At 58.5% G+C, this 20,299-nt stretch carries 21 protein-coding genes and 1 pseudogene; 13 read left to right on the top strand and 9 right to left on the bottom strand.

Annotated features, from left to right (window positions below; translation table 11 throughout):
* The first annotated feature begins 45 nt into the window (after nt 1-45).
* Both JS46_RS21650 and JS46_RS21655 read left to right on the top strand, forming a co-directional pair.
* On the top strand, nt 46-534 hold the full coding sequence (locus JS46_RS21650; protein ID WP_033755728.1) for a GNAT family N-acetyltransferase: 489 nt from the start codon (nt 46-48) through the stop codon (nt 532-534).
* A gap of 96 nt (nt 535-630) precedes the next feature.
* Entirely contained in the window at nt 631-2,073 is a 1,443-nt protein-coding gene (locus JS46_RS21655) for an amidase family protein (RefSeq protein ID WP_051905667.1), read from the top strand.
* Nucleotides 2,074-2,130: 57 nt separating this feature from the next.
* Here JS46_RS21655 and JS46_RS21660 read toward each other — a convergent pair whose 3' ends face one another.
* Nucleotides 2,131-2,340, bottom strand: a complete 210-nt coding sequence (locus JS46_RS21660; RefSeq protein ID WP_033755729.1) for a DUF1471 domain-containing protein — start codon at nt 2,338-2,340, stop codon at nt 2,131-2,133.
* Nucleotides 2,341-2,589: 249 nt separating this feature from the next.
* Here JS46_RS21660 and JS46_RS21665 point away from each other — a divergent pair, with 249 nt between their 5' ends.
* Nucleotides 2,590-3,084 (top strand): Hsp20 family protein, encoded by a 495-nt coding sequence (locus JS46_RS21665; RefSeq protein WP_033755732.1) that lies wholly within the window; start codon nt 2,590-2,592, stop codon nt 3,082-3,084.
* A gap of 81 nt (nt 3,085-3,165) precedes the next feature.
* Nucleotides 3,166-3,462 (top strand): hypothetical protein, encoded by a 297-nt coding sequence (locus JS46_RS21670; protein WP_033755733.1) that lies wholly within the window; start codon nt 3,166-3,168, stop codon nt 3,460-3,462.
* Nucleotides 3,463-3,668: 206 nt separating this feature from the next.
* On the opposite strand, the gene JS46_RS21675 is transcribed toward JS46_RS21670, so the two are convergent.
* The 4 genes from JS46_RS21675 to JS46_RS21690 are packed head-to-tail and all read right to left on the bottom strand — an operon-like array spanning nt 3,669 to nt 8,446.
* Entirely contained in the window at nt 3,669-4,490 is an 822-nt protein-coding gene (locus tag JS46_RS21675) for an alpha/beta fold hydrolase (protein ID WP_033755735.1), read from the bottom strand.
* Nucleotides 4,491-4,525: 35 nt separating this feature from the next.
* Nucleotides 4,526-6,154 (bottom strand): MFS transporter, encoded by a 1,629-nt coding sequence (locus tag JS46_RS21680; RefSeq protein WP_033755737.1) that lies wholly within the window; start codon nt 6,152-6,154, stop codon nt 4,526-4,528.
* Complete coding sequence (locus JS46_RS21685; RefSeq protein ID WP_033755739.1) at nt 6,141-6,563, bottom strand: DoxX family protein; 423 nt, start codon at nt 6,561-6,563, stop codon at nt 6,141-6,143. Before JS46_RS21685 ends, JS46_RS21680 begins: the two co-directional genes overlap by 14 nt.
* A 5-nt stretch (nt 6,564-6,568) precedes the next feature.
* Entirely contained in the window at nt 6,569-8,446 is a 1,878-nt protein-coding gene (locus JS46_RS21690; protein WP_033755740.1) for an amidohydrolase, read from the bottom strand.
* Nucleotides 8,447-8,781: 335 nt separating this feature from the next.
* On the opposite strand from JS46_RS21690, the gene JS46_RS21695 reads away from it, so the two are divergent.
* The 5 genes from JS46_RS21695 to JS46_RS21715 are packed head-to-tail and all read left to right on the top strand — an operon-like array spanning nt 8,782 to nt 16,033.
* On the top strand, nt 8,782-9,474 hold the full coding sequence (locus tag JS46_RS21695; protein ID WP_033755763.1) for a hydrolase: 693 nt from the start codon (nt 8,782-8,784) through the stop codon (nt 9,472-9,474).
* A gap of 58 nt (nt 9,475-9,532) precedes the next feature.
* On the top strand, nt 9,533-9,784 hold the full coding sequence (locus tag JS46_RS21700) for a DUF1427 family protein (RefSeq protein ID WP_033755742.1): 252 nt from the start codon (nt 9,533-9,535) through the stop codon (nt 9,782-9,784).
* Nucleotides 9,785-9,786: 2 nt separating this feature from the next.
* Nucleotides 9,787-10,041: a DUF1427 family protein gene (locus tag JS46_RS21705; RefSeq protein WP_033755743.1), complete on the top strand. Its 255-nt coding sequence runs from the start codon at nt 9,787-9,789 to the stop codon at nt 10,039-10,041.
* A 44-nt stretch (nt 10,042-10,085) separates the two neighbouring features.
* The gene (locus JS46_RS21710) at nt 10,086-10,472 is read left to right on the top strand and encodes a response regulator transcription factor (protein ID WP_033755744.1); all 387 of its coding nucleotides are present in this window, start codon (nt 10,086-10,088) and stop codon (nt 10,470-10,472) included.
* Complete coding sequence (locus JS46_RS21715) at nt 10,469-16,033, top strand: AAA family ATPase (protein WP_033755746.1); 5,565 nt, start codon at nt 10,469-10,471, stop codon at nt 16,031-16,033. The genes JS46_RS21710 and JS46_RS21715 overlap by 4 nt, the downstream gene beginning before the upstream one ends.
* 66 nt (nt 16,034-16,099) lie before the next feature.
* On the opposite strand, the gene JS46_RS21720 is transcribed toward JS46_RS21715, so the two are convergent.
* From JS46_RS21720 to JS46_RS21730, 3 genes are all read right to left on the bottom strand, one after another.
* Nucleotides 16,100-16,714: a response regulator transcription factor gene (locus tag JS46_RS21720; protein WP_033755747.1), complete on the bottom strand. Its 615-nt coding sequence runs from the start codon at nt 16,712-16,714 to the stop codon at nt 16,100-16,102.
* Between the two features lie 142 nt (nt 16,715-16,856).
* A complete protein-coding gene (locus JS46_RS21725; RefSeq protein WP_033755749.1) occupies nt 16,857-17,864 on the bottom strand; it encodes a tyrosine-type recombinase/integrase in 1,008 nt (335 codons plus the stop codon).
* Complete coding sequence (locus JS46_RS21730) at nt 17,864-18,436, bottom strand: phage repressor protein CI (protein WP_033755764.1); 573 nt, start codon at nt 18,434-18,436, stop codon at nt 17,864-17,866. Before JS46_RS21730 ends, JS46_RS21725 begins: the two co-directional genes overlap by 1 nt.
* Nucleotides 18,437-18,567: 131 nt before the next feature.
* On the opposite strand from JS46_RS21730, the gene JS46_RS21735 reads away from it, so the two are divergent.
* Genes JS46_RS21735 through JS46_RS21745 form a run of 4 tightly spaced genes read left to right on the top strand, consistent with a single transcriptional unit; the run spans nt 18,568 to nt 19,862 of the window.
* A complete protein-coding gene (locus JS46_RS21735; RefSeq protein ID WP_033755751.1) occupies nt 18,568-18,831 on the top strand; it encodes a hypothetical protein in 264 nt (87 codons plus the stop codon).
* A 30-nt stretch (nt 18,832-18,861) separates the two neighbouring features.
* Complete coding sequence (locus JS46_RS21740) at nt 18,862-19,371, top strand: phage regulatory CII family protein (RefSeq protein ID WP_033755752.1); 510 nt, start codon at nt 18,862-18,864, stop codon at nt 19,369-19,371.
* A 9-nt stretch (nt 19,372-19,380) separates the two neighbouring features.
* Nucleotides 19,381-19,584, top strand: coding sequence for a phage filamentation protein Fil family protein (locus JS46_RS23680; protein WP_072010476.1), 204 nt, complete (start codon nt 19,381-19,383; stop codon nt 19,582-19,584).
* Entirely contained in the window at nt 19,521-19,862 is a 342-nt protein-coding gene (locus tag JS46_RS21745; RefSeq protein ID WP_033755753.1) for a DUF5347 family protein, read from the top strand. The genes JS46_RS23680 and JS46_RS21745 overlap by 64 nt, the downstream gene beginning before the upstream one ends.
* A gap of 80 nt (nt 19,863-19,942) precedes the next feature.
* Here JS46_RS21745 and JS46_RS21750 read toward each other — a convergent pair.
* Nucleotides 19,943-20,299: pseudogene (locus tag JS46_RS21750) on the bottom strand (IS1-like element IS1B family transposase); the annotation flags it as partial.

Here is a 20,299-nt window from a genome sequence, read left to right on the forward strand (position 1 = left end):
CGATTATCCTTAACGCCATCAAACGGTTTGGTTAAGGGAAAATTTATGCGTGTTACGATCCGGCAGGCCAGCCTGGAAGATACTGACGCCATTTATAATATGATCAACGGCTTATCCGTTTACCGCGAGGCGCCGCAGGAATCTGTTCCCGATATTGAAGAGGTTAGAAACTCGCTTTTTTCCCCCGAAACCAATGCCGAAGCCTATATCTGCGAGATTGACGGCATAATTGCTGGTTATTCAGTGATTTCCATGAGCTACTCCGCCTGGCTGGGCCGCAGCAGCCTTAATATGGAAGATTTATACTTTACCCCTGACTACCGGGGACGCGGCGCGGGCAAATCGATGCTGCAGTATATCGCTCAGCTGGCGGTCAGACGGCAGTGCAGCCGTATTGAGTGGAACGTGCTGGAGTGGGATAAGTCTGCCAAAGAGTTTTACCACAGCATCGATGCGCTTCCTCTGAGTGAATGGGTGCGCTACCGGCTTGACGGCCCCGCTCTGGAGAAGTTCGCCGCGCGCGAAACGCTTTGAGGCTTTTCTCGCGTACAGCGCACCTTAGTGTCTAAGTCCGGCAGCGCGGTTGCGCTATTTTTAGCGTTCCTGCGTCGACATTCCGGACTGTGAAACATGACCGATCTCTTTTCTCTTCTTGCCACCGGCTCGGCACGCGCTATCGGCGCGGCTATCGCGGCGGGCGAAATTACCTCTCTCGAAGCGACCGAATGGTACCTGAACCGTATCGAGCAGTTTGATAGCGACATTAACTGTGTCAGAAGTCTCTCTCCCGTTGCCCGCGAAGAGGCGAGGCGCGCAGACGCCGAGCGCGCGGCGGGCCGATCCCGAGGGCCGCTGCACGGCGTGCCCTTTCTGGTTAAAGACAATATTTTCACGCTGGATGGCTGCTTTGCCTCTGCCGGCGCCAGCGCGCTGGCGACTTTTCGCCCGCCCTTTGAGGCCAGCCTGATTACCCGTCTGCGCGACGCCGGCGCCGTGCTGCTGGGCAAAACCAATATGACGGAGTTCGCCGACTTCGTATCAGAGATCATGCCGGCAGAATTCAGCGGCGCGGGCGGCGCGGTGCGCAATCCGCTCGGCCTGCAATATGGCCGGGGCCAGGGGTCAAGCGTCGGATCGGCGGCGGCGGTGGCCGCCGGTTTTTGCGCCTTCGCCATCGGCTCGGAAACGCAAAACTCTCTGCAGGCGCCAGCCGTGCACAGCTCGATCGCCAGCTTTAAGCCCTCGGTGGGCCGCGTCAGCCGCTACGGTGTGATCCCGCTGGTGCCCAGTCAGGATTCGCCGGGGCCGCTGACGCGCACCATTGAGGATGCGCTATCGGTGTATCAGGCGATAGCGGGCGCGGATATGCAGGATACGGCAACGCTTGCCGGTTTTACGGAGGCATCCGGCGGCGCATCGCTACAGGGGCTGCGCATCGGCGTGCCACGTCGCTTTATCGCCGATAGCGTGCTGACGGAGAGTCGGCAGGCGGTGTTTGAACGGCTGCTGGCGGCGCTGGCGGGGGCGGGGGCCGTCATCGTCGATCCTTGCGATCTGCCCGCTGCGGAGCAGCTGAATACGGTGCGCTCCTGCGTGTTTCGCAGCGAATTCCGCGCGAGCCTCAACGGGCTGCTTGGCACGCTTGCGCCTTGCGGCATCGCCTCTCTGAACGATCTTATCCAGTGGAATCGCGCGCATCCGGACGCGATCCCCTACGGACAGGGGCTGCTTGAGGCGGCTGAGGCCGCGCCGGACATCCGCGCTGAGCAGTACCGCCGCGATCGCCGCACCGATATCGCGCTGAGCCTGGATACTGGCATTCTGGCGGCGCTCAGGGCGAGCCGCGCCGACCTGCTGCTCTCGCCGATGGCGGCTGCGGCTAAATGCACCGGCAAAGCGGGCGCGCCCGTCGCCGCGATCCCGGCCGGTCAGGATGCGGAAGGCTTACCCTTCGGCATAACCCTCTATTCAGCGCCCGGGCAGGATCTTCTGGTGCTGCAGGCCGCCGCGGCGGTTAAACGCGTCATCGGCAAACGCATCGTGCCGACCCTCGGCGACAGCCGTCGCGGCTGAAGCGCAAAAGAAAAGGGGCCGCTCTCAGGCGGCCCCTTTTCTCTGTTTTCGGCGCAGTTATTTGGTCAGACGAGCCGTCATATGCACCTGGTTGCCTGCGTAGGCCTCCGTGATGCTGTAACCGGTGCCAGCCAGTTTTGCCTGCGCGGCAATCTGCGCTTCGGCGCCGTCCAGGGTCGAGGCGGTAGCGGTCACTGTCTGAGCAAAGCTGGTAGAAGAAAGCAGGGCGAACAGCGCAACAGCAACGAAAGTTTTGATGGTTTTCATGGTCGATTCCTCAGAGATATTTTTAGGTTTTGAGGCGTTCTGCCTCGATGGAATCAATAATAGAGATTTCGGACAGGCGTGAAAATCCCTGTCTGTTGCTGAATAAAGTCAAAAAATTTGATGATAAAAAAATCGCGCCGGGCGTCCTTGAAAATTCTCCGGGAAACTCTATAAATGTCACTGGGCAGGTGAGACGCCTGTTTCCCCGATGAGCTTTTGAATGAACGATCAATTCAGGAGGTTATCACTATGGCTTCACGTACTTTCCCCGTATTTCCCTTACTCAGCGACGCGCTTTTTTCCGATCGCTTCAGCCGCATTGACCGTCTCTTTAGCCAGCTGACCGGCGATACGCCTGTCGCCGTTACGCCCCCTTACAACCTGAAGCAGCTCGACGATGAGCGCTATGCGCTTACCCTGAGCGTGCCCGGCTGGAAAGAGAGCGAGCTGGAAATCGAAGTGGCGGGCGGCCGGCTGACGGTAACCGGCCGGAAAGAGGAGCGCACGGAAAACGAGGCGAACGCGGACGGCGCGCGCAGCGACGGCGGCTGGCTGCACCGCGGCATCAGCCGCACCGATTTCCGCCTGAGCTACAGCGTGCCGGAACATATGAAAGTGACCGAGGCGAGACTGCAGGACGGGCTGCTCAACGTCGGTCTGCATCTGGAGATCCCGGAAAGTGAAAAACCGCGCCGCATACCCATTGCGCACCATACAGCAGACGTGATTGAACACCAGGCGTAAGCGCAGCCTGACCGTACCGGGGAGGGCGCCGGATCCGGCTCCCTCCCGCTATGCATCTATCTGGACAGCAGGAGGTGTTTCATGAAGCGCATTATCGTGCCGGCAGACAGGCAGCTTTACCCGTCAGTAGCGGATGAAAGTGTCATGGCGGTCAGGATGAAACTGGGGAATTCGCGGCTGCAGGTCAATTACCAGCGCGTGCCGGGCGGCATTATGCCGGTGGTCGCCGCTGATTTTTTCAATGAGAAAGGGAAACTCTATACCCTGCACTACCATCTGCCGCCCGATACGCCGGAGCGAACCGATCGCCGGATTTCGCTGCTGATGCGGCTGATTGAAAAAGAGGCGAGTCAGACGTCAATGGCGGCAGCCTACTGAGACAGGCTCTGCACGGGTTTACCTGACAGCGAAACAGGGGGAGAAAATGCTGACCGCCTTACTGGTAAATGCGTCCTTTACGTCGACGCTTCTGGTCATGACGGCGTATGCGCTGAAAGATATTGATAAGTGACAGCGCTTCATTCGCCGGCTCAAAGCCGCCCTGCGTTAACGCAGGGCGGCTTTTGTCAGCGCGAAAAACGGAGTCAGAGGGCGTTCAGGAACGCCAGCAAATCTGCATTCAGCCGATCGGAGTGGGTCACCGCAAAGCCGTGCGGCGCATTGTCGTACACCTTCAGCTGCGCGCCTTCGATCATTTCCGCCGCCAGCTTGCCGGTGGTTTCGAACGGCACCACCTGATCGTTGCTGCCGTGGATCACCAGCGCAGGCACGTCGATTTTCGCCATGTCGGGGCGGAAATCGGTGGTGGAAAACGCCTTAACGCACTCCAGCGTGCCTTTAAGCGATGCCAGCAGCGCTATGTTCAGGGTCTGCGTCAGCACGCCTTCAGAGACGGTCTGGCCGGCGTTGGTGCCGTAGAAAGGCACGGCAAAGTCGCTGATGAACTGGGCGCGATCCTTGCGTAAGCCAGCCAGAATACCGTCAAACACCGACGGCTCGACGCCCTGCGGAAAGCCTTCCAGCTGTCCGAAGGCAGGCGTCACCGCGCCCAGCAGCACCAGACCGGCCACGCGCGCGGAGCCGTAGTTGTTGATATAGCGCGTCACGTCGCCGCCGCCCATCGAGAAGCCCACCAGCGTGACCTCCTGCAGGTCAAGACAGGTGATCAGGTCGTTGATGTCCGACGCGAAAGTATTGTAGTCGTAGCCGGTCCACGGCTGATCGGAGCGGCCAAAGCCGCGGCGATCGAAAGCGATGACGCGATAGCCGTTCTCCGCCAGGAAGTTCAGCTGGTTATCCCACATATCAGCATCCAGCGGCCAGCCGTGGCTGAAGAGAACGGGTTTGCCGTTGCCCCAGTCTTTAAAATAGATTTGCGTGCCGTCGGCGGTTTTAATCGTGCTCATGGTCTTTTCCTTGTGATGTTGAATGAAAAAAGCTGTTATTCAGGCGCAACCAGATAGCGTGCGACCGGTATCTGTTCGCCCTGATGGAATGCATAAACGCGGTTCTCAATTTTCTTGTCGTTCATGGTGTAGCGCTCAAGCTGACGCAGATGCTCCATCCAGGATCCCACCACAAAGGTTTCGACGAAGATGCCCGGCTGGAGAATGTCTTCGTAGACCGCCCAGTTGATGGCGCCCCCGCGACGGCGAACGCGTCTCATATCCTGCATGCAGACCGTAAAGGCGTGGGCGTCCGCCTGGCGGATCTGATACTCGTAGCTCACGCGCACCGGACCTCGGTCGTGATGGATCTCCAGCGCTGGCACCGGCTCGGCGATCTCGCTGACGTCGAGATTGAGGTCGGGATCCTGATCGAGCCGCCAGCGCAGTACCGTCAGGCACGCCAGCGCCATGCCCAGGGTGGCGACGCAGAGCGAAACCGGGATGCCGTAGCGCGACGCCAGCTGTCCCCAGATGGCGCTGCCCACGGTCATCGAGCCGAAAAACACGGTGAGATAGACCGCCAGCGCGCGCGCTTTCACCCAGCGTGCCGCGCTGCGCTGCGCGCCCAGGTTAAGCGTCGACAGCACGGCAATCCAGGCGAAGCCGGTGAAGAACTCGAACGTGTTCAGCAGCCAGAAGTGCCGGACAAAAGCGAGCGCCAGCATGGTGGCGGCGAACATCAGGCTCGCCAGCACCATCAGCCGATCGGGGTTGAAGCGTTTACGCAGCCGCGGCAGCAGCACCGCGCCGCTGATGGCGCCCACGCCGATAAAGGCCAGCATAATGCCGTAGCCGCCCGGACCCAGCCCCAGCTCGCGGCGCGCTACCAGCGGCAGCAGCGCCCAGCCGGCGCTGCCGAACAGGAAGAAGGCGACGGTGCGCACCAGCACGTTGCGCAGCACCGGCGCGGCGTGCACGTAGCGCAGACCGGCGCGCACCGCTGAAAAGAAGTGCTCCGGGGGCAGCCGCTGGACGCTCGGCACCTCTTTCCAGCGATAGAGCACCCACGCCACGCCGAGCACCGAGAGGGCGTTGAGCATAAAGACCACCCACGGCCCGGCGAACGAGAGGATCAGGCCGCCAAGCGCCGGACCGATGGCGCGGCTGATATTGATGCCGAGCGAGTTCAGCGCGATGGCCGGGCCCAGCTCATTTTTGCTGACCAGATCCGGCACGATCGCCTGGAACGGCGGCGAGCTCATCGCCGCGCCGGTGCTCATCAGAAAGGCGGCAACCAGCAGCACCAGCGGCGTGACGTGCCCGGTGAAAGAGAGCAGCGTCAGGCCGGCGGCGGCGATAAAGACCCACAGCTGCGAGAACAGCAGATATTTACGCCGGTCGACAATATCGGCCAGCACGCCGGAGGGCAGCGCGAACAGGAACATCGGCAGGCTGCTCGCCGCCTGCACCAGCGCCACGCTGAGCGGATCGGCGCTCAGCGTCAGCATGGTCCAGTTCACGCCGACGTCATTCATCCAGGAGCCGATGTTAGAGACCACCGTCGCGATCCACAGCATGCGAAACAGCGGCTGACGCAGCGGCTGCCAGGGCGACGCGGCAGCCGCGGCTGGCGCCGTCGCTTCGCCCTGGGCGACGTCATGAATATCGTTAACCTGCGCCATAGCGAACCTCTCTGCGCGTGCCGGCACCGAGGCGCCACTGGCCCGGACCTGTCATCGCCAGGGTAGTGAAGATAATCAGCAGCAGCCAGCCGAACTGGCCCTCCGCGATGCTCCAGCCGGGATGAACAAACAGCATCGCCACCAGCAGCACGCCGATAATCGGCAGGCAGGCGAGGCGGGCGAACACGCCGATCAGAATAAATAACGGGCAGATGACTTCGGCGAAAATAGCCGGCAATAAGCTCATCCAGGGACCAAGGCCGAAAGGATCCTCGATACGCGTCAGTTCTTCGCTGAAGTGAAACACCTTCGGCAGCCCGTGCACGTAGAGCAGCAGCAGGCAGCCGGTGAGGCGCAGGAAGAACAGCCCCGCGTTAATGCGGGGCGGCTGAGAAAAGGAGATCGTCATGATGATCAGAACGCGAAGCAGCTGCAGCCGAGCGCGCCCCAGAAGGCGTTCTCCTCGGAGACCGGCAGGCTGGCGCCGCGCGCGATGTCATGGGAGTGGCTGTGCACGCCGCACGGGCCGCTGCACTGGTGCGGCATCTGCTGCATGCCCACGCGGGTGGCGGCGGTCGGCGGCGCGCTGCGGTAGTGACCCGGCACCTTGACCACCGGCGACCACTCAGGCAGAACCGGAATCGACGGCGGCGCTTCGCTGCTGAAGGATCCGGCGGCATAAACGATGTTGCCGTCCACCAGCGTCAGCACCGACTCAATGCCTTTGATCTCCTCTTCCGGCACGCTGAAATAGTCTTTGCTCAGCACCACCATATCCGCCAGCTGGCCCGCCTTAATCTGTCCCTTTTTGCCCTGCTCGCTGGAGAACCAGGCGCTGCCCTGGGTCCACAGCATCAGCGCGGTGTCGCGATCGAGACGCGCGTTGACGTCATACATCTGCATGCCGCCGACGGTGCGGCCGGACACCAGCCAGTAAAGCGCGGTCCAGGGGTTATAGCTGGCGACGCGCGTGGCGTCGGTGCCGAGGCCGACCGGCACGCCGGTCTCCAGCATGCGCGCGACCGGCGGCGTGTGACGGGTCGCTTCGATGCCGTAGCGCTCGGCGAAGTATTCGCCCTGGAACGCCATGCGGTGCTGCACCGCGATGCCGCCGCCCAGCTCTTTGATGCGGTCGATATTGCGCTGGGTAACGGTTTCGGCATGGTCGAAGAACCAGTGCAGGCCGTTAAAGGGAATGTCGCGGTTAACTTTTTCAAAGACGTCGAGCATGCGGCTGATCGATTCGTCGTAGGTGGCGTGCAGGCGGAACGGCCAGCGGTGCTCTACCAGATGACGCACCACGCGCTCCAGCTCATCTTCCATGCCCGGCGCCAGATCGGGGCGCGGCTCAAGGAAATCTTCGAAGTCGGCGGCGGAGAAGACCAGCATCTCGCCGGCGCCGTTGTGGCGGAAGTAGTCGCTGCCCTGGCCCGGCGTCAGCATATCGGTCCACTTCTCAAAATCTTCCAGCTCATGTCCAGGACGCTGAGTAAAGAGGTTATAGGCGATGCGGATCGTCATCTGCTTCTTCTCATGCAGCTCGGCGATCACTTCATAATCTTCCGGGTAGTTCTGGAAGCCGCCGCCGGCATCGATGGCGCTGGTGAGGCCGAGACGGTTCAGCTCGCGCATAAACTGACGGGTGGAGTTGACCTGCTGCTCCAGCGGCAGCTTCGGTCCTTTCGCCAGCGTAGAGTAGAGGATCATGGCGTTAGGACGCGCAATCAGCATGCCGGTCGGGTTGCCGTTGCTGTCGCGCTGGATCTCGCCGCCCGGCGGGTTCGGCGTATCTTTGGTGTAGCCCACGACTTTGAGCGCCGCGCGGTTAAGCAGGGCGCGGTCGTAGAGGTGCAGCACGAATACCGGAGTATCCGGCGCGGCTTCGTTGATCTCCTCCAGCGTCGGCATGCGACGCTCGGCGAACTGAAACTCGGTCCAGCCGCCCACCACGCGCACCCACTGCGGCGTCGGCGTGCGCAGCGCCTGCTCTTTCAACATGCGCAGCGCATCGGCGACCGACGGCACGCCTTCCCAGCGCAGCTCCAGGTTGTAGTTCAGGCCGCCGCGGATCAGGTGCAGGTGCGAGTCGTTGAGGCCGGGAATCGCGGTGTGGCCCTTCAGGTCGATGACTTTGGTGCCTTCGCAGTGATGCTGCATCACCTCGGCCAGGCTGCCCACTTCCAGAAACTTGCCGTCGCGAATAGCGACGGCATCGGCGATCGGGTTGCCGCGATCGACGGTATGAAATCGGCCATTGGTGAGAATGACGTCTGCTTTACCAAGGGTAACCATAGAATCTCCTGAATTGAGTTGTCCGACGCGGCACGGACGGCCGCAGACAGAGCATTGTCCTGCCGTAAGCGCAGGCTACTGGGATGGCGGGATTATGATCGGGAGGTCTGGAAAGCGTCTAGTTATACAAAAGGATAGGTATACCCTGGTATAGGTATACGTTCGTATAGTTATACCTAAAGATAATAGTTTGAAAAAAAAAGCTTCCTACACTGCGCTCAGACAGTGACCCACCGGTTCAGCGACGCAACGCCATCGGGGTATCAGGGAGGCTGTCAATTTACGCCGTTACTCTTTCCACGGTACTTAGCAATATAACCTCAATGGGCAAAGACATGACCAATCGCAAACTTGAAGTATTGACGCCGCAAAACTGCCAGATCATCTTTATCGACCAGCAGCCGCAGATGGCGTTTGGCGTTCAGTCAATCGATCGTCAGGTGCTGAAAAACAACGTTGTGGCGCTGGCGAAAGCGGCGAAAGTCTTCAACATTCCGACCGTACTGACGACCGTTGAGACGGAAAGCTTCTCCGGCAACACCTTCCCGGAGCTGCTGGACGTATTCCCTGGCCAGGACATTCTTGAGCGCACCTCTATGAACTCCTGGGACGATCAGAAAGTGCGCGACGCGCTGGCGGCAAACGGCAAGAAAAAAGTTGTCGTGTCAGGTCTGTGGACCGAAGTGTGCAACAACACCTTCGCGCTGTGCGCCATGCTGGAAGGCGATTATGAGATCTATATGGTGGCCGACGCGTCAGGCGGCACCACGAAAGAAGCGCACGACTACGCGATGCAGCGCATGATTCAGGCTGGCGTGATCCCGGTAACCTGGCAGCAGGTGATGCTGGAGTGGCAGCGCGACTGGGCGCACAAAGAGACCTATAACGCCGTTATGGATATTGCGAAAGAGCATTCAGGCGCCTACGGCATCGGCGTGGATTACGCCTATACCATGGTGCACAAAGCGCCTTCTCGCCAGAAGAGCGAACACCGTACGCTGGCCCCGGTTCCGGCGAACGTGCGTTAATCTGTCGAGCGGGCCGGCCCTTCACCGGACCGGCCCGCCATGCTAAGAAGGAGGACCTGTGAGTCCTTTATTGATCTCTCTGGGAGCGGGCGTATTAATCGGCCTGGTTTACGCGCTGCTTAAGGTCCAGTCTCCGGCGCCGCCGGCCGTCGCGCTGGTGGGACTGCTCGGCATGATCGTCGGCAGTTCCCTGGGCGGGCAGCTGTTTCACCAGGATGCCACCGCGCAGGTTCCGCCAGCGGCGCCGTCGCCGGTCGTCGCAGACGCTCGCCCGACCTCTCATTCATCCATCGCCAACCACGCAGGCTGACCATGCTGAAAACCTATTCTGTCTCGCTGGCGGTCGGCATTCTGGCCGGCCTGATTTATGCCGCGCTCGGCGTCAACTCGCCCGCGCCGCCGATTATTGCGCTGCTGGGGCTGTTCGGCATGCAGGTGGGCGAACATCTTATTCCGCTGGCGAAAAGCGTGATTAAGCGCGAACCGGTGAAGCTGCGCTGGTTTCGCCATGAGTATCACCATAGAATCGGTGACACGCCCCCGCCCTCAGGTGACAAAGCCTCCTAAGGAAGCGCCTCCCGCAGGCCTGAGTTTCATTTAAGGAAAACAGCATGCAGCTGTCGCAGCGCATTGTCGTCGTCGATGATGAACGTTCTGTCCGCAGTGGTCTTACCAACCTGCTCCAGTCTGAAGGTTATCTCACCCAGGCCTTTGAGTCGGCAGAATCTCTTCTCTGTGATGAAGCAGCGATGGCGAATGCCGCGCTTTTTATCATTGATGTGCAACTGAAAGGCATGAATGGTTTCGAGCTTTTCATCAATCTGACCCGGCGGCTGATTAACCCGCCGGGCATCATCATTTCCGGCAACGGCGATGACAGCATGCTGCGGTATGCCATTAACCTTGGCGCTGTCGCCTTTTTGCCAAAGCCTATCGAAATTGATACGTTGTTTGAACATATCCGTCAGGCGTTCTCCTCAGGGGCTGCCCGCCAATGAGCATAAATCCGCAGGCGTTAGAGACAACAGAAACCGATCGCGTCACGCTTTCAGACGATATCTCTTTTACTCCCCTGGCGCAGGAGGGCAATGTCGACTGGCTGCTGTGTCGGCATGGGATCACCGGCGAAACCTTTGTGCTGGCGACCGCGGGCACGGAGGAGTCGATTTTTCAGGTAACGCAGCTGCTGAAAAATGAGTACGCGCTGCGCGTTCGCCTCTCCGATCACTGGGCGTTGAAGCCCCTGAGTCACACCCTTTATCAGGGACGATACGCCCTGATTTACCGGCCGTTTAATTACCGTACGCTGGCGGATGTTTTATGTACCCCCCCTGGCGCCATTTCTGAATTTCTTGCCAGCGCCGCGATGCTCTGCAGCGCCCTGAGCCTGATGCATCAGCAGGGCCTGGTGCACGGCGATATCAAACCGGCGAATTTTTTCTATGCCGACGACGGACGTATTCTGCTAGGCGGCTTCGGCCTGTCGTCGGTCGACAGCGATCTGCTGCTGCAGCCTCGTCTGCCGGTCGCGGGCGGCACGCTCGCCTATATGTCGCCTGAACATACCTCCCGCTCGGCGCATCCCGTCAGCCGCGTAAGCGATTTATACAGCCTGGGCATCGTGCTGTATGAACTGCTCACCGGCAGGCTGCCCTACGGCAGCGCCGAGGGCGGCCACGCCGAATGGGTCCACCACCATATCGCGTCGGAAGCGCTGCCGCCGCATCTGATACGCCAGGAGATCCCGATGGTTCTCTCCTCCGTCATCCTGCGGCTGCTGGCGAAATCGCCGGAATACCGTTACCAGACGGCGGAAGGCGTACTGGCCGATCTGCGGCGCTACGCGTCGACCCTGATGCCGGACGGCATGATCGAGTCTTTTGCCCTCGGCATGCAGGACTCTCAGGCCGCGAATTTATCGCCCGACACGCTCTGCGCCGATCATCCCCAGGCGACCGATATTCTGGCGGCGTTTGACGAGGTCAGCAAAAGCGGCAAGCACAACCTGGTCGCGATCGGCGGCGTGCCGGGTGCGGGCAAATCCTCGCTGATCGCCTCGTCGATTAAGCTGCTGCGCAATAAAAAAGCGCTAATGACGGTGGTGAAGGCGGATCGCCACTCCCCCGTGTTGCCCTACGCGGTTTTTACCGCCGCCTTCAGGACGCTGACGCTGCACGTGCTCGGCCTGCCCACCGAAGAGATGGCGCGCTGGAAGTCGCATATCGCATGCCTGCTGGGTGAGTATGCCGGTCTGGCGATCAATCTGGTGCCGGAGCTGGGCATTTTACTCAATCAGAAAGCGGCCGTGCACGCCCATACGCACTCGCAGGACGCGAGAAACCGTTTTAATCTGGCGGCCTGCAACCTGGTGAAAGCCTTCACCGCGCCCGGCCGGCCGCTGGTTATTCTGATCGACGATGTGCACTGGGCCGATCGCGCCACGCTGCAGCTGCTGCAAAACCTGCTGGCGCTGAGCGAAGATATCCCGCTGCTGCTGGTGATCACCTATCGCGACAGCGTGTCGCTGCCCTGTCCGACAATTGACGATAACCTGAAGCGCATCCGCGCCTGCGCGGCCCGCATTACCGATATCACGCCGGAGCCTTTCAGCGAAAAAAATATCGCGAGCTGGCTGGCGGGGCTCTTCCATACCCGCAGCGGCGAAACGGCGGAGCTGGCGCAGGTTATTCACGAAAAGACCGCCGGCAACCCGCTCGCCACCCACGACTTTTTCCGCCAGGCGCTGCGCGACGGCCTGATCACGCACAATGCGCCATTCCGCTGGGCCTATGATGCTCAGGCGCTGAAAAACTGTCACTATGCGGCAAACGTCGCCGCCAGCGTTCTGCAGCATCTCACCACGCTGCCGCTGCCGACCCGCCATCTGCTGGGCAAGTTCGCCTCGCTGGGCAGCGCAGGGGAGCTGGATACCATGAGCCGCATCCTCGGTATTGCCGTGGCAGAGATCGAGCAGACGCTGCTGCCGGCGGCGGCGGCGAAGCTCATCGCGCTGAACGGCAGAGAGTACGCCTTTATGCATGACAGCATGCATGAAGCGGCGCTCGATCTGCTGGAGCCGACCGACAAAGACGCCTTTCACTATCTGGCCGCGCTGCACTATATGCATCTGTCGGATCTTGAGGTCACCAATGCCGTGCTGTTCAGGGCCGCTCATCACCTGCTGTCGATCAGAAATGGCGGGATGCTGGCGCATGACGCGCAAACCTTCAGCCAGCTGATGCTTAAGGCGAGCCGCCGGGCGAAAGATACCGGCGATTATGTTTCGGCGCTGCGTTACCTGCAGACCGCGCGCCTGCTCAACAGCAGCGTGGGCAGCGACGACCAGAGCGAGTTTCTGCTGGAAGAGGCCGAATGTGAATTCCTTAACGGCAATCTCTCGGTGGCGCTGGCGCTGTGCTCGGAAATCGCGGCCTCGCCGGGCGAGATCACGGAGAAAGCCGAAGCGGCCTGTTTGATCGCTGAAATTCATATGCGCCAGTCGGACAGTAAACTGGCGCTGGAAACCGCGCTCGCCTGGCTGGCGGTGTTTGGCATTCAGCTAAACCGCTACCCGGACCGCCTGGAGTGCGACAGGGCGCGAGTTTCGCTTAAAGAGGCGGTCGGCAAAAATCCCTACGCGCGCTTTCGCGCGCTGCCGCTGCTTAGCTGCAAAAAAACCGAAGCGATCATGAATCTGATGGCCAGCGCCAGCACCTTTGCCGCCTTCAGCAACCCGCGCCTGCACTTTATGATCCTGTGCAAGCTGCTGCATCTGTCGATGGAGCGCGGACTAAGCGGCGCATCGACCCTGGCGCTCTCCTGGTATGGCGTGGTGTGCGGCGATCAGTATGATGAGTACAGCCGGGGCTTCGCCAGCACGCTGCTGGCGCGCGAGCTGGTCTATAAGCACGACTTCGTCAGCTTTAAAGCGCGCACGCTGCTGCCGCTCGACCAGGTCAGCATCTGGACGATGCCGCTCTCCTACGCTATCGAGCGTGCGAAGGCCGCCTTCGACGTGGGGGTAGAAACCGGCGACCGCACCTCGGCCTGCCTGGCGCTGCGTCATATCGTCATGAACTATCTCGCCCGCGGCGATCATCTCGAAGCGGTGCATACTTCTATTACGCGCGGCATGCTGTTTGTCCGCAAGGCGCAGTACCGCGACGTAGAGATGATCCTCAGCATGCAGCTGGATTATGTGCTCTTCCTGCGCAAGCCGCGCGGAAGCGAGTTTTCAGGCCATGATTTTCTGCCGCCGATGCTGGACGCGGTCAGGCCGGAACAGGCTGTGGAGCCGATGTACCTTATTCAGTTCTGGTCACGGCTTTATAAAGGCATGGCGCACTTTTTCGCGGCGGAATATGCCTGCGCAGCGCGGCATTTTGCCGACGCGGCGCCCTTTACCGACCTTATTCCCGGCCACGTGCACATGCTGGATTTTCATCTCTACAGCGCGCTGGCGCTGACCGTTCCCCTCACGCCGGGCCCCCTCAGCGGTCAGCTGCGTCAGCAGCTACAGCATCATCTCGACAAGATCGTGACCTGGGCGAACGAAAATACCAAAACTTTCGCCGATAAAGAGGCCCTGCTGCGCGCCGAGCTGCTGCGCCTCGACGGCGAGGCCGGGCAGGCCGCCGAACAGTTTGAGCGCGCCATCACACTGTCGCGCGAAGGGCAGTTTCATCATATCAACGGGCTGGCGTGCGAACTGGCGGCGCGTATGGCCTATGCGCGCAACATGGGGTTCGCGGGCGACGCCTACATTAAAGGCGCGATGTCCGCCTGGGATCGCTGGGGCGCGGGCGCCAGGGTGCGCCAGCTGGAAATGCTCTATCCCTCTCTCGCCGGGCATCATACGCAAACGGCCCTGAGCACTGTCTCCTTCGAGCAGAGCGCACTGATCAGCGATCTGCAAAGCATGGTGACCGTGATGCGCGCCCTCACCGAAGAGATTAATCTGGATCGCCTGATTCATATTCTGATGATGATGCTGGTCGAGCGGGCGGGCGCGCAGCACTGCATGCTGATCCGGCTGACCGACGGCAATATTCCGGAAATCCAGGCGCGCGCCTCCACCACCGTCGAAGGGGTAAAGGTACGCATTGTGCGCGAGCTGCCGACCGCAACCGATCTGCCGCTGTCGATCTTATCAGCGGTGATCCGCACCGGGCAGGAGATCCGCACCGGCAAGCCGGAGGTGTTCAGCCCCTTCAGCCAGGATAACTATCTGGTGGCGTCGGGCGCGGCGGTAATGTGCGTGCCGATGTTCAGGCAGGCGCAAATGGTCGGTGTCCTTTATCTGGAAAATCGGCTGATGCCCGACGTTTTTACCGCCGACCATTCGCGCATCGTGTCGATGCTTGGGGCGCAGGCCGCCGTTTCGCTCGAAACCGCGCGCCTCTATGCCGAACTGGTTGACGAGAACAATCAGCGCCGCAAAATTGAAAAGCAGCTGCGCGCCAGCCAGACTTCGCTGATGCTGGGCGAAAAAATAAGCCATACCGGCACCTGGCACTGGCATCTTGAGCCGGATATTCAGTACATCTCCGACGAATATAAGCGCATCATGGGACTGCCAGAGACCCAGACCACCACCTCGATGGCGGAGTTCCAGAGCCGCGTGCACCCGGACGATATCGTGTCGCTGCGCGAGCTGATTGAAACCAGCGTCGAGAAGGGCGTGGTGATGCAGGCGGAGTTTCGCATCATTCGCGACGACGGCGAATGCCGCTACATCAAGGGCATTGGCGAGCCGAACTATAACTGGCCTGAGGTGGCGGAATATTTCGGCACCCTGACCGATATCACCACGCAGCGTCAGTCTGAAGATGCGGTGAGGATCGCTCAGGCGGAGCTTGCCCGCGTCGCGCGCGCCACCACGGTGGGCCAGCTGACCTCTTCCATCGCCCACGAGATTAACCAGCCGCTGATGTCGATCGTAGCTAACGCCGGCGCCGGTCTGAGATGGCTGAAGCGTGAACCGGCGCAGCTCGACAACGCCAGCCAGAGTATTGAGGAGATTATTCGCGAAGGCCGCCGCGCGGGCGATATTATTCGCGGGCTTCAGGCGCTGACCCGTAATCAGGTAGCGGAGTTCGCCTCGGCAAAGCTGCACCATATCGCGCGAGATATCTTAAACCTGTCGCGCCTCGAGCTGGAGCGACGGTTCGTCTCGCTTGAACTGGATCTTGCCGCTGAGAATGACGTGGTTTTTTGTGAGAGCGTTCAGATTCAGCAGGTTCTGCTCAACCTGGTGATCAATGCCATCGAAGCGATGACGGATAATCCCGGCATGCGCATCCTGCGCATCTCCTCATCGCATCCGCAGGAGGATCTTATCCGTATCGCGGTGGCCGACAACGGCTCGGGCCTGGCTGAGGAGGTGATTGGTAAAGTGTTCGATTCGTTCTATACCACCAAGGCGGAAGGGATGGGAATGGGGCTGACCATCAGCAACGAAATCATCAGGCGTCACGGCGGCGAACTGCAGGCAGAGAATCGTCCGGAAGGGGGGTGCCTGTTCTGGTTTACGCTGCCCGTTGAGCGCGCCGCTGGGTGATAAAAACGCTCCCGCCGGCCCGGCGGGAGCGCTATACCGCGTGCAGCTCAGCGGAGCAGGGCGCGGCTAGCTTTCGTTCAGGATGGCCAGTTTTTCCGCCGCCCTGACCAGGTCCGACACGGTTCGGACTTCCATTTTTTCCATTACCCTGCGCTTATGCACCTTCGCCGTGATTTCGCTGATCCCCATCTCTGCGGCAATCTGTTTGTTGAGCAGGCCGCGAACCACATACTGCATCAACTCTTTCTCACGCGGCGTCAGCGACGAGTAACGCGCGGTAATGGCGCGTTTTTCCTGCGACGCCGCCGCGCTTTTCTCCGACAGCGCCAGCGCTTCCTCCACCACCCTCAGTAATTCATCGGGCATAACGGGCTTGGTGAGGAATTCAAAGGCGCCCGCCTTCATCGCCCTGACGGTAATCGGGATGGTGCCATAGCCGGTGAGAAAAATGGTGGGAATGGAAAAGCCGCGCTCCGTCAGGTGCAGCGAAACGTCGAAGCCGTCGAATCCGGGCATATTCAGGTCGACGATCAGGCAACTGGGCGTAAGGTAATCGGTCTGGCTGAGAAACTCAGACGGGGAAAGAAAAGTGGAAACCCGGTACCCTTCGGAACCGAGCAGATTCTGCAGCGCGCCAATGACCGATTCTTCATCATCGACAATATAAATTGTTTTATCCATAAATACTCATTCTGACTCTTACGAGTTCTGATTTTGCAGGCGATTCAATAAACCATGCACAGCAGAGTAAAAACAATAGTTTGCGTTTATAATCATGCACATGGTCTGCCAATGATTACCACTGTTTGCCATCGTTAACCATCTATGCCGCCACTTTACCGCCACTGGTAGCTAATGGATTTAGCTTTGCTGCTTCTTCTAAATGGTCAGGCGCAAAGTGGGCATATCGCATTGTCATCTTTATATCTGTATGCCCAAGGACGCGCTGTAAAACTAGGATGTTTCCACCATTCATCATAAAGTGGCTTGCAAATGTATGGCGTAATACATGCGTAAGCTGGCCCGCTGGTAATTCAATTCCTGTTTTATTAAGTGCGGAGCGGAATGCGCCGTAGGAGTCGGGAAAAATTCTACCTGTTTTATCATCAGGAATAATTTTATAGATATCCTCAGTGATGGGGACGGTTCTATTTTTCCGACCTTTAGTTTTTGTAAAGGTGATCTTGTATTTGGTGATCTGGCTTTTTCTAAGTCCTTCAGCCTCTGACCAGCGCGCGCCGGTGGCTAAGCAAATTTTTACCAGAACATCTAAACCATGATATTCACTCTTGCTGCATTCAGACAATAAGCAGTTAATTTGATCGTGCGTTAGCCAAGCCATTTCGGATTCTTCCGTACGAAATGGGCGGATATGTTTAAGGGGATTCTCTCCTTTCCATTCACCTAATCGGCTTAATTCATTAAACACTGCGCGAAAGTATGCCAGCTCTAAATTCAGGGTTCGTGGAGAAACTTCGGTTACGCGATTCGTGCGAGCAAAATCACCCTGCAGGCGACGCTCACGATAGCGAGAAAACATTTGTGCATCAAAATCTTTTGCCAGTGGCTCACCCATACACAAAAAGGCATGTTCCATCGCCTTTTGTCGCTTCTCTCCATCTCTCAATGTTATCCCGTGCGCGCCGTACCAAGATGTAATCAGGTCTTTAAGCGTACGGCGATCTTCTTTTTCCTCATGCCAGGGCTGCTGAACCTTATACTGTTCATAGGCAATTGCCTCACCTTTGGTGGCGAATTTAGTGCGAGTACGCTTGCCATTATGATAAATCTCACAGAGCCAGCCACCAGAGGGCAATTTCCTAACTGACATTAGGCTACCTCACAATAAATACCGACAATGCGGCCCAGTTGCTTGATCTCATCAATGCCACATTCAAAAGGGACTTTGCCGCCTGCTACATGCAGCCGCTTGCCGGGCAGCACAGTCAGCTCTCTTAAGCTCACCGCGCCTTCAACATCTACAAGCCAGCTACCATCAGCTAAAGGTGCATCTTGTTCAACGATATAGCTTTTGCCTTCATTTCTGACACACATCGCATTCTTCAAGGTTCTACCAAAAAGCTCATGGCCGACCGTCAGAATGCCATTTTCTGATAGCCTGCCTTCACTTAATGTGAACATCTGGAGCTGTACGTAAGAATCAGAGTGATCGTCGTTTCTCTGCGGGCCTTCGCCGGTCAGAATCCATTTAAGGTTAACACCAGTTTCTAAGGCGCAATGGGCTGCGAAATCATAGGAAATATTGCCGCGCGTATAGCGGTTTTGCAGCGTACTTGCAGCGATATCAAAGTGGTTTGCGAGCTGAATTTTTTGATTGAACCCGTACACCTGACAAATCCTGTCTAAAACATCCTCGTTAGAAATTTGGCTTTCAAAGTCCATAATTGGCATTTCCAAGTTGACCAATACCAAAATTGGCATTAGGATTCGTTTTGTTGGTGGCGTCCGATGGCAAACGTTGGCAAACAGATGGCAATCGGTGTCTTAAACTTTCAAATAAGGAATCATGCAATATGGCTTCTGAAATCGCAATCATCAAAGTTCCCGCGCCGATCGTCACTGCCGAACAGTTCGCCGAGCTGGAAGGCGTATCCCGCCGTACCGTTTATCGCTGGACTACCGGCGACAACCCGCAATTGCCTATCGAGCCGCGCAACATCCGCAAAGGCTGTAAGAAAGCAGGCGGGCCGATCCGCATCTACTACGCACGCTGGAAAGAAGAGCAGTTGCGTAAAGCGTTCGGGCATTCCCGTTTCCAGCTCATTATTGGCGGCTAATTCACATTAAGTGAATAGGGAGATTCGCACATGTTTGATTTTAAGACTTCCACCCATAACCACTATGAAGAAGCCTGCCGCAAGTTTGCGCTTACGCATAACATGCAGGAACTGGCGCTGCGGGCGGGCATGAAAGTGCAGACCCTGCGCAATAAGCTGAACCCGGAACAGGCGCATCAGCTGACCGTTCCAGAGGTGTTGACGCTTACCGATCTGACTGAAGACGCCACGCTGATTGACGGCATGCTGGCGCAGCTGCAGTGCCTACCGTGCATGCCGGTTAACGAGCTGGCTAAAGAAAAATTTTCGGCGTACGTGCTGAAGGCGACCGCCGAAGTCGGAAGCATGGCAGCTAACGCCGCGAACCCGGAACGTATCACGGCAACCTGCCGTCGCGGCATTCTGGAAGCCGCTAACACAGGGATCCGCTGCATGATGCTTGCCGCGCTGGCCGTGCAGAACCGCGTTCACTCTAACCCGACTCTAGCCTCAACCGTTGACGCAATAAGCGGTCTGGGTGCTTCGATTGGCATCAGCTGAGGGCGCGCGATGATTTCATTTGCGGCACGCCTCAAGCGTCAGAGTCCGTCGATGTCATACGGGCATGGCTGGATTATGGGCGAAAACGGCAAGCGCTGGCATCCGGTACTGAGCCAGCAGGTACAGGTAAAAGAGCAAAGAGGTAAAGCATGGCTATCGAGGGCGATTCAATGCTGGTTGAGCTTACTGCAGGCCAACGGGTTTCGGCGCTGAATCACGTTGCCTTAATCCGCGCGCAGCTGATGGGCGGCAACTGTGAAAAAGACATGGCTCGTTTTTTCTCTGAGATGCGCGATGTTGAAGATCCTAATTATCAGGACAACAAGCGCGCGCTGGGCGCGATTTTCTTCCTGGCTGGCATCGGTAAGGACAGGCACGAGGCTGAATTTAGTGAACTGACTACTGATGAAAGAAAGGCGCTTATTCGGTCAATGAATCATCTAAAAGCAGTCGTGAGTTTATTTCCAAAGCGAATGGCTCTGCCTAATTAATTAACCCCCTAAACAAAAAAATGGCGTAAACCCGCCGGGCATTCTTTTGCCCAAATTCTGGAGAGGGTAATGACTCCAACTTATTGATAGTGTTTTATGTTCAGATAATGCCCGATGACTTTGTCATGCAGCTCCACCGATTTTGAGAACGACAGCGACTTCCGTCCCAGCCGTGCCAGGTGCTGCCTCAGATTCAGGTTATGCCGCTCAATTCGCTGCGTATATCGCTTGCTGATTACGTGCAGCTTTCCCTTCAGGCGGGATTCATACAGCGGCCAGCCATCCGTCATCCATATCACCACGTCAAAGGGTGACAGCAGGCTCATAAGACGCCCCAGCGTCGCCATAGTGCGTTCACCGAATACGTGCGCAACAACCGTCTTCCGGAGCCTGTCATACGCGTAAAACAGCCAGCGCTGGCGCGATTTAGCCCCGAC

It is taken from the genome of Pantoea sp. NGS-ED-1003 (genome assembly GCF_000738765.1).
Lineage (GTDB): Bacteria > Pseudomonadota > Gammaproteobacteria > Enterobacterales > Enterobacteriaceae > Pantoea > Pantoea septica.

Bases quoted from the DNA above. Each gene is read 5' to 3' on its own strand.
- JS46_RS21650 (WP_033755728.1), top strand. From the start codon at position 46: ATGCGTGTTACGATCCGGCAGGCCAGCCTGGAAGATACTGACGCCATT.
- JS46_RS21655 (WP_051905667.1), top strand. From the start codon at position 631: ATGACCGATCTCTTTTCTCTTCTTGCCACCGGCTCGGCACGCGCTATC.
- JS46_RS21660 (WP_033755729.1), bottom strand. From the start codon at position 2,340: ATGAAAACCATCAAAACTTTCGTTGCTGTTGCGCTGTTCGCCCTGCTT.
- JS46_RS21665 (WP_033755732.1), top strand. From the start codon at position 2,590: ATGGCTTCACGTACTTTCCCCGTATTTCCCTTACTCAGCGACGCGCTT.
- JS46_RS21670 (WP_033755733.1), top strand. From the start codon at position 3,166: ATGAAGCGCATTATCGTGCCGGCAGACAGGCAGCTTTACCCGTCAGTA.
- JS46_RS21675 (WP_033755735.1), bottom strand. From the start codon at position 4,490: ATGAGCACGATTAAAACCGCCGACGGCACGCAAATCTATTTTAAAGAC.
- JS46_RS21680 (WP_033755737.1), bottom strand. From the start codon at position 6,154: ATGGCGCAGGTTAACGATATTCATGACGTCGCCCAGGGCGAAGCGACG.
- JS46_RS21685 (WP_033755739.1), bottom strand. From the start codon at position 6,563: ATGACGATCTCCTTTTCTCAGCCGCCCCGCATTAACGCGGGGCTGTTC.
- JS46_RS21690 (WP_033755740.1), bottom strand. From the start codon at position 8,446: ATGGTTACCCTTGGTAAAGCAGACGTCATTCTCACCAATGGCCGATTT.
- JS46_RS21695 (WP_033755763.1), top strand. From the start codon at position 8,782: ATGACCAATCGCAAACTTGAAGTATTGACGCCGCAAAACTGCCAGATC.
- JS46_RS21705 (WP_033755743.1), top strand. From the start codon at position 9,787: ATGCTGAAAACCTATTCTGTCTCGCTGGCGGTCGGCATTCTGGCCGGC.
- JS46_RS21710 (WP_033755744.1), top strand. From the start codon at position 10,086: ATGCAGCTGTCGCAGCGCATTGTCGTCGTCGATGATGAACGTTCTGTC.
- JS46_RS21715 (WP_033755746.1), top strand. From the start codon at position 10,469: ATGAGCATAAATCCGCAGGCGTTAGAGACAACAGAAACCGATCGCGTC.
- JS46_RS21720 (WP_033755747.1), bottom strand. From the start codon at position 16,714: ATGGATAAAACAATTTATATTGTCGATGATGAAGAATCGGTCATTGGC.
- JS46_RS21725 (WP_033755749.1), bottom strand. From the start codon at position 17,864: ATGTCAGTTAGGAAATTGCCCTCTGGTGGCTGGCTCTGTGAGATTTAT.
- JS46_RS21730 (WP_033755764.1), bottom strand. From the start codon at position 18,436: ATGGACTTTGAAAGCCAAATTTCTAACGAGGATGTTTTAGACAGGATT.
- JS46_RS21735 (WP_033755751.1), top strand. From the start codon at position 18,568: ATGGCTTCTGAAATCGCAATCATCAAAGTTCCCGCGCCGATCGTCACT.
- JS46_RS21740 (WP_033755752.1), top strand. From the start codon at position 18,862: ATGTTTGATTTTAAGACTTCCACCCATAACCACTATGAAGAAGCCTGC.
- JS46_RS23680 (WP_072010476.1), top strand. From the start codon at position 19,381: ATGATTTCATTTGCGGCACGCCTCAAGCGTCAGAGTCCGTCGATGTCA.
- JS46_RS21745 (WP_033755753.1), top strand. From the start codon at position 19,521: ATGGCTATCGAGGGCGATTCAATGCTGGTTGAGCTTACTGCAGGCCAA.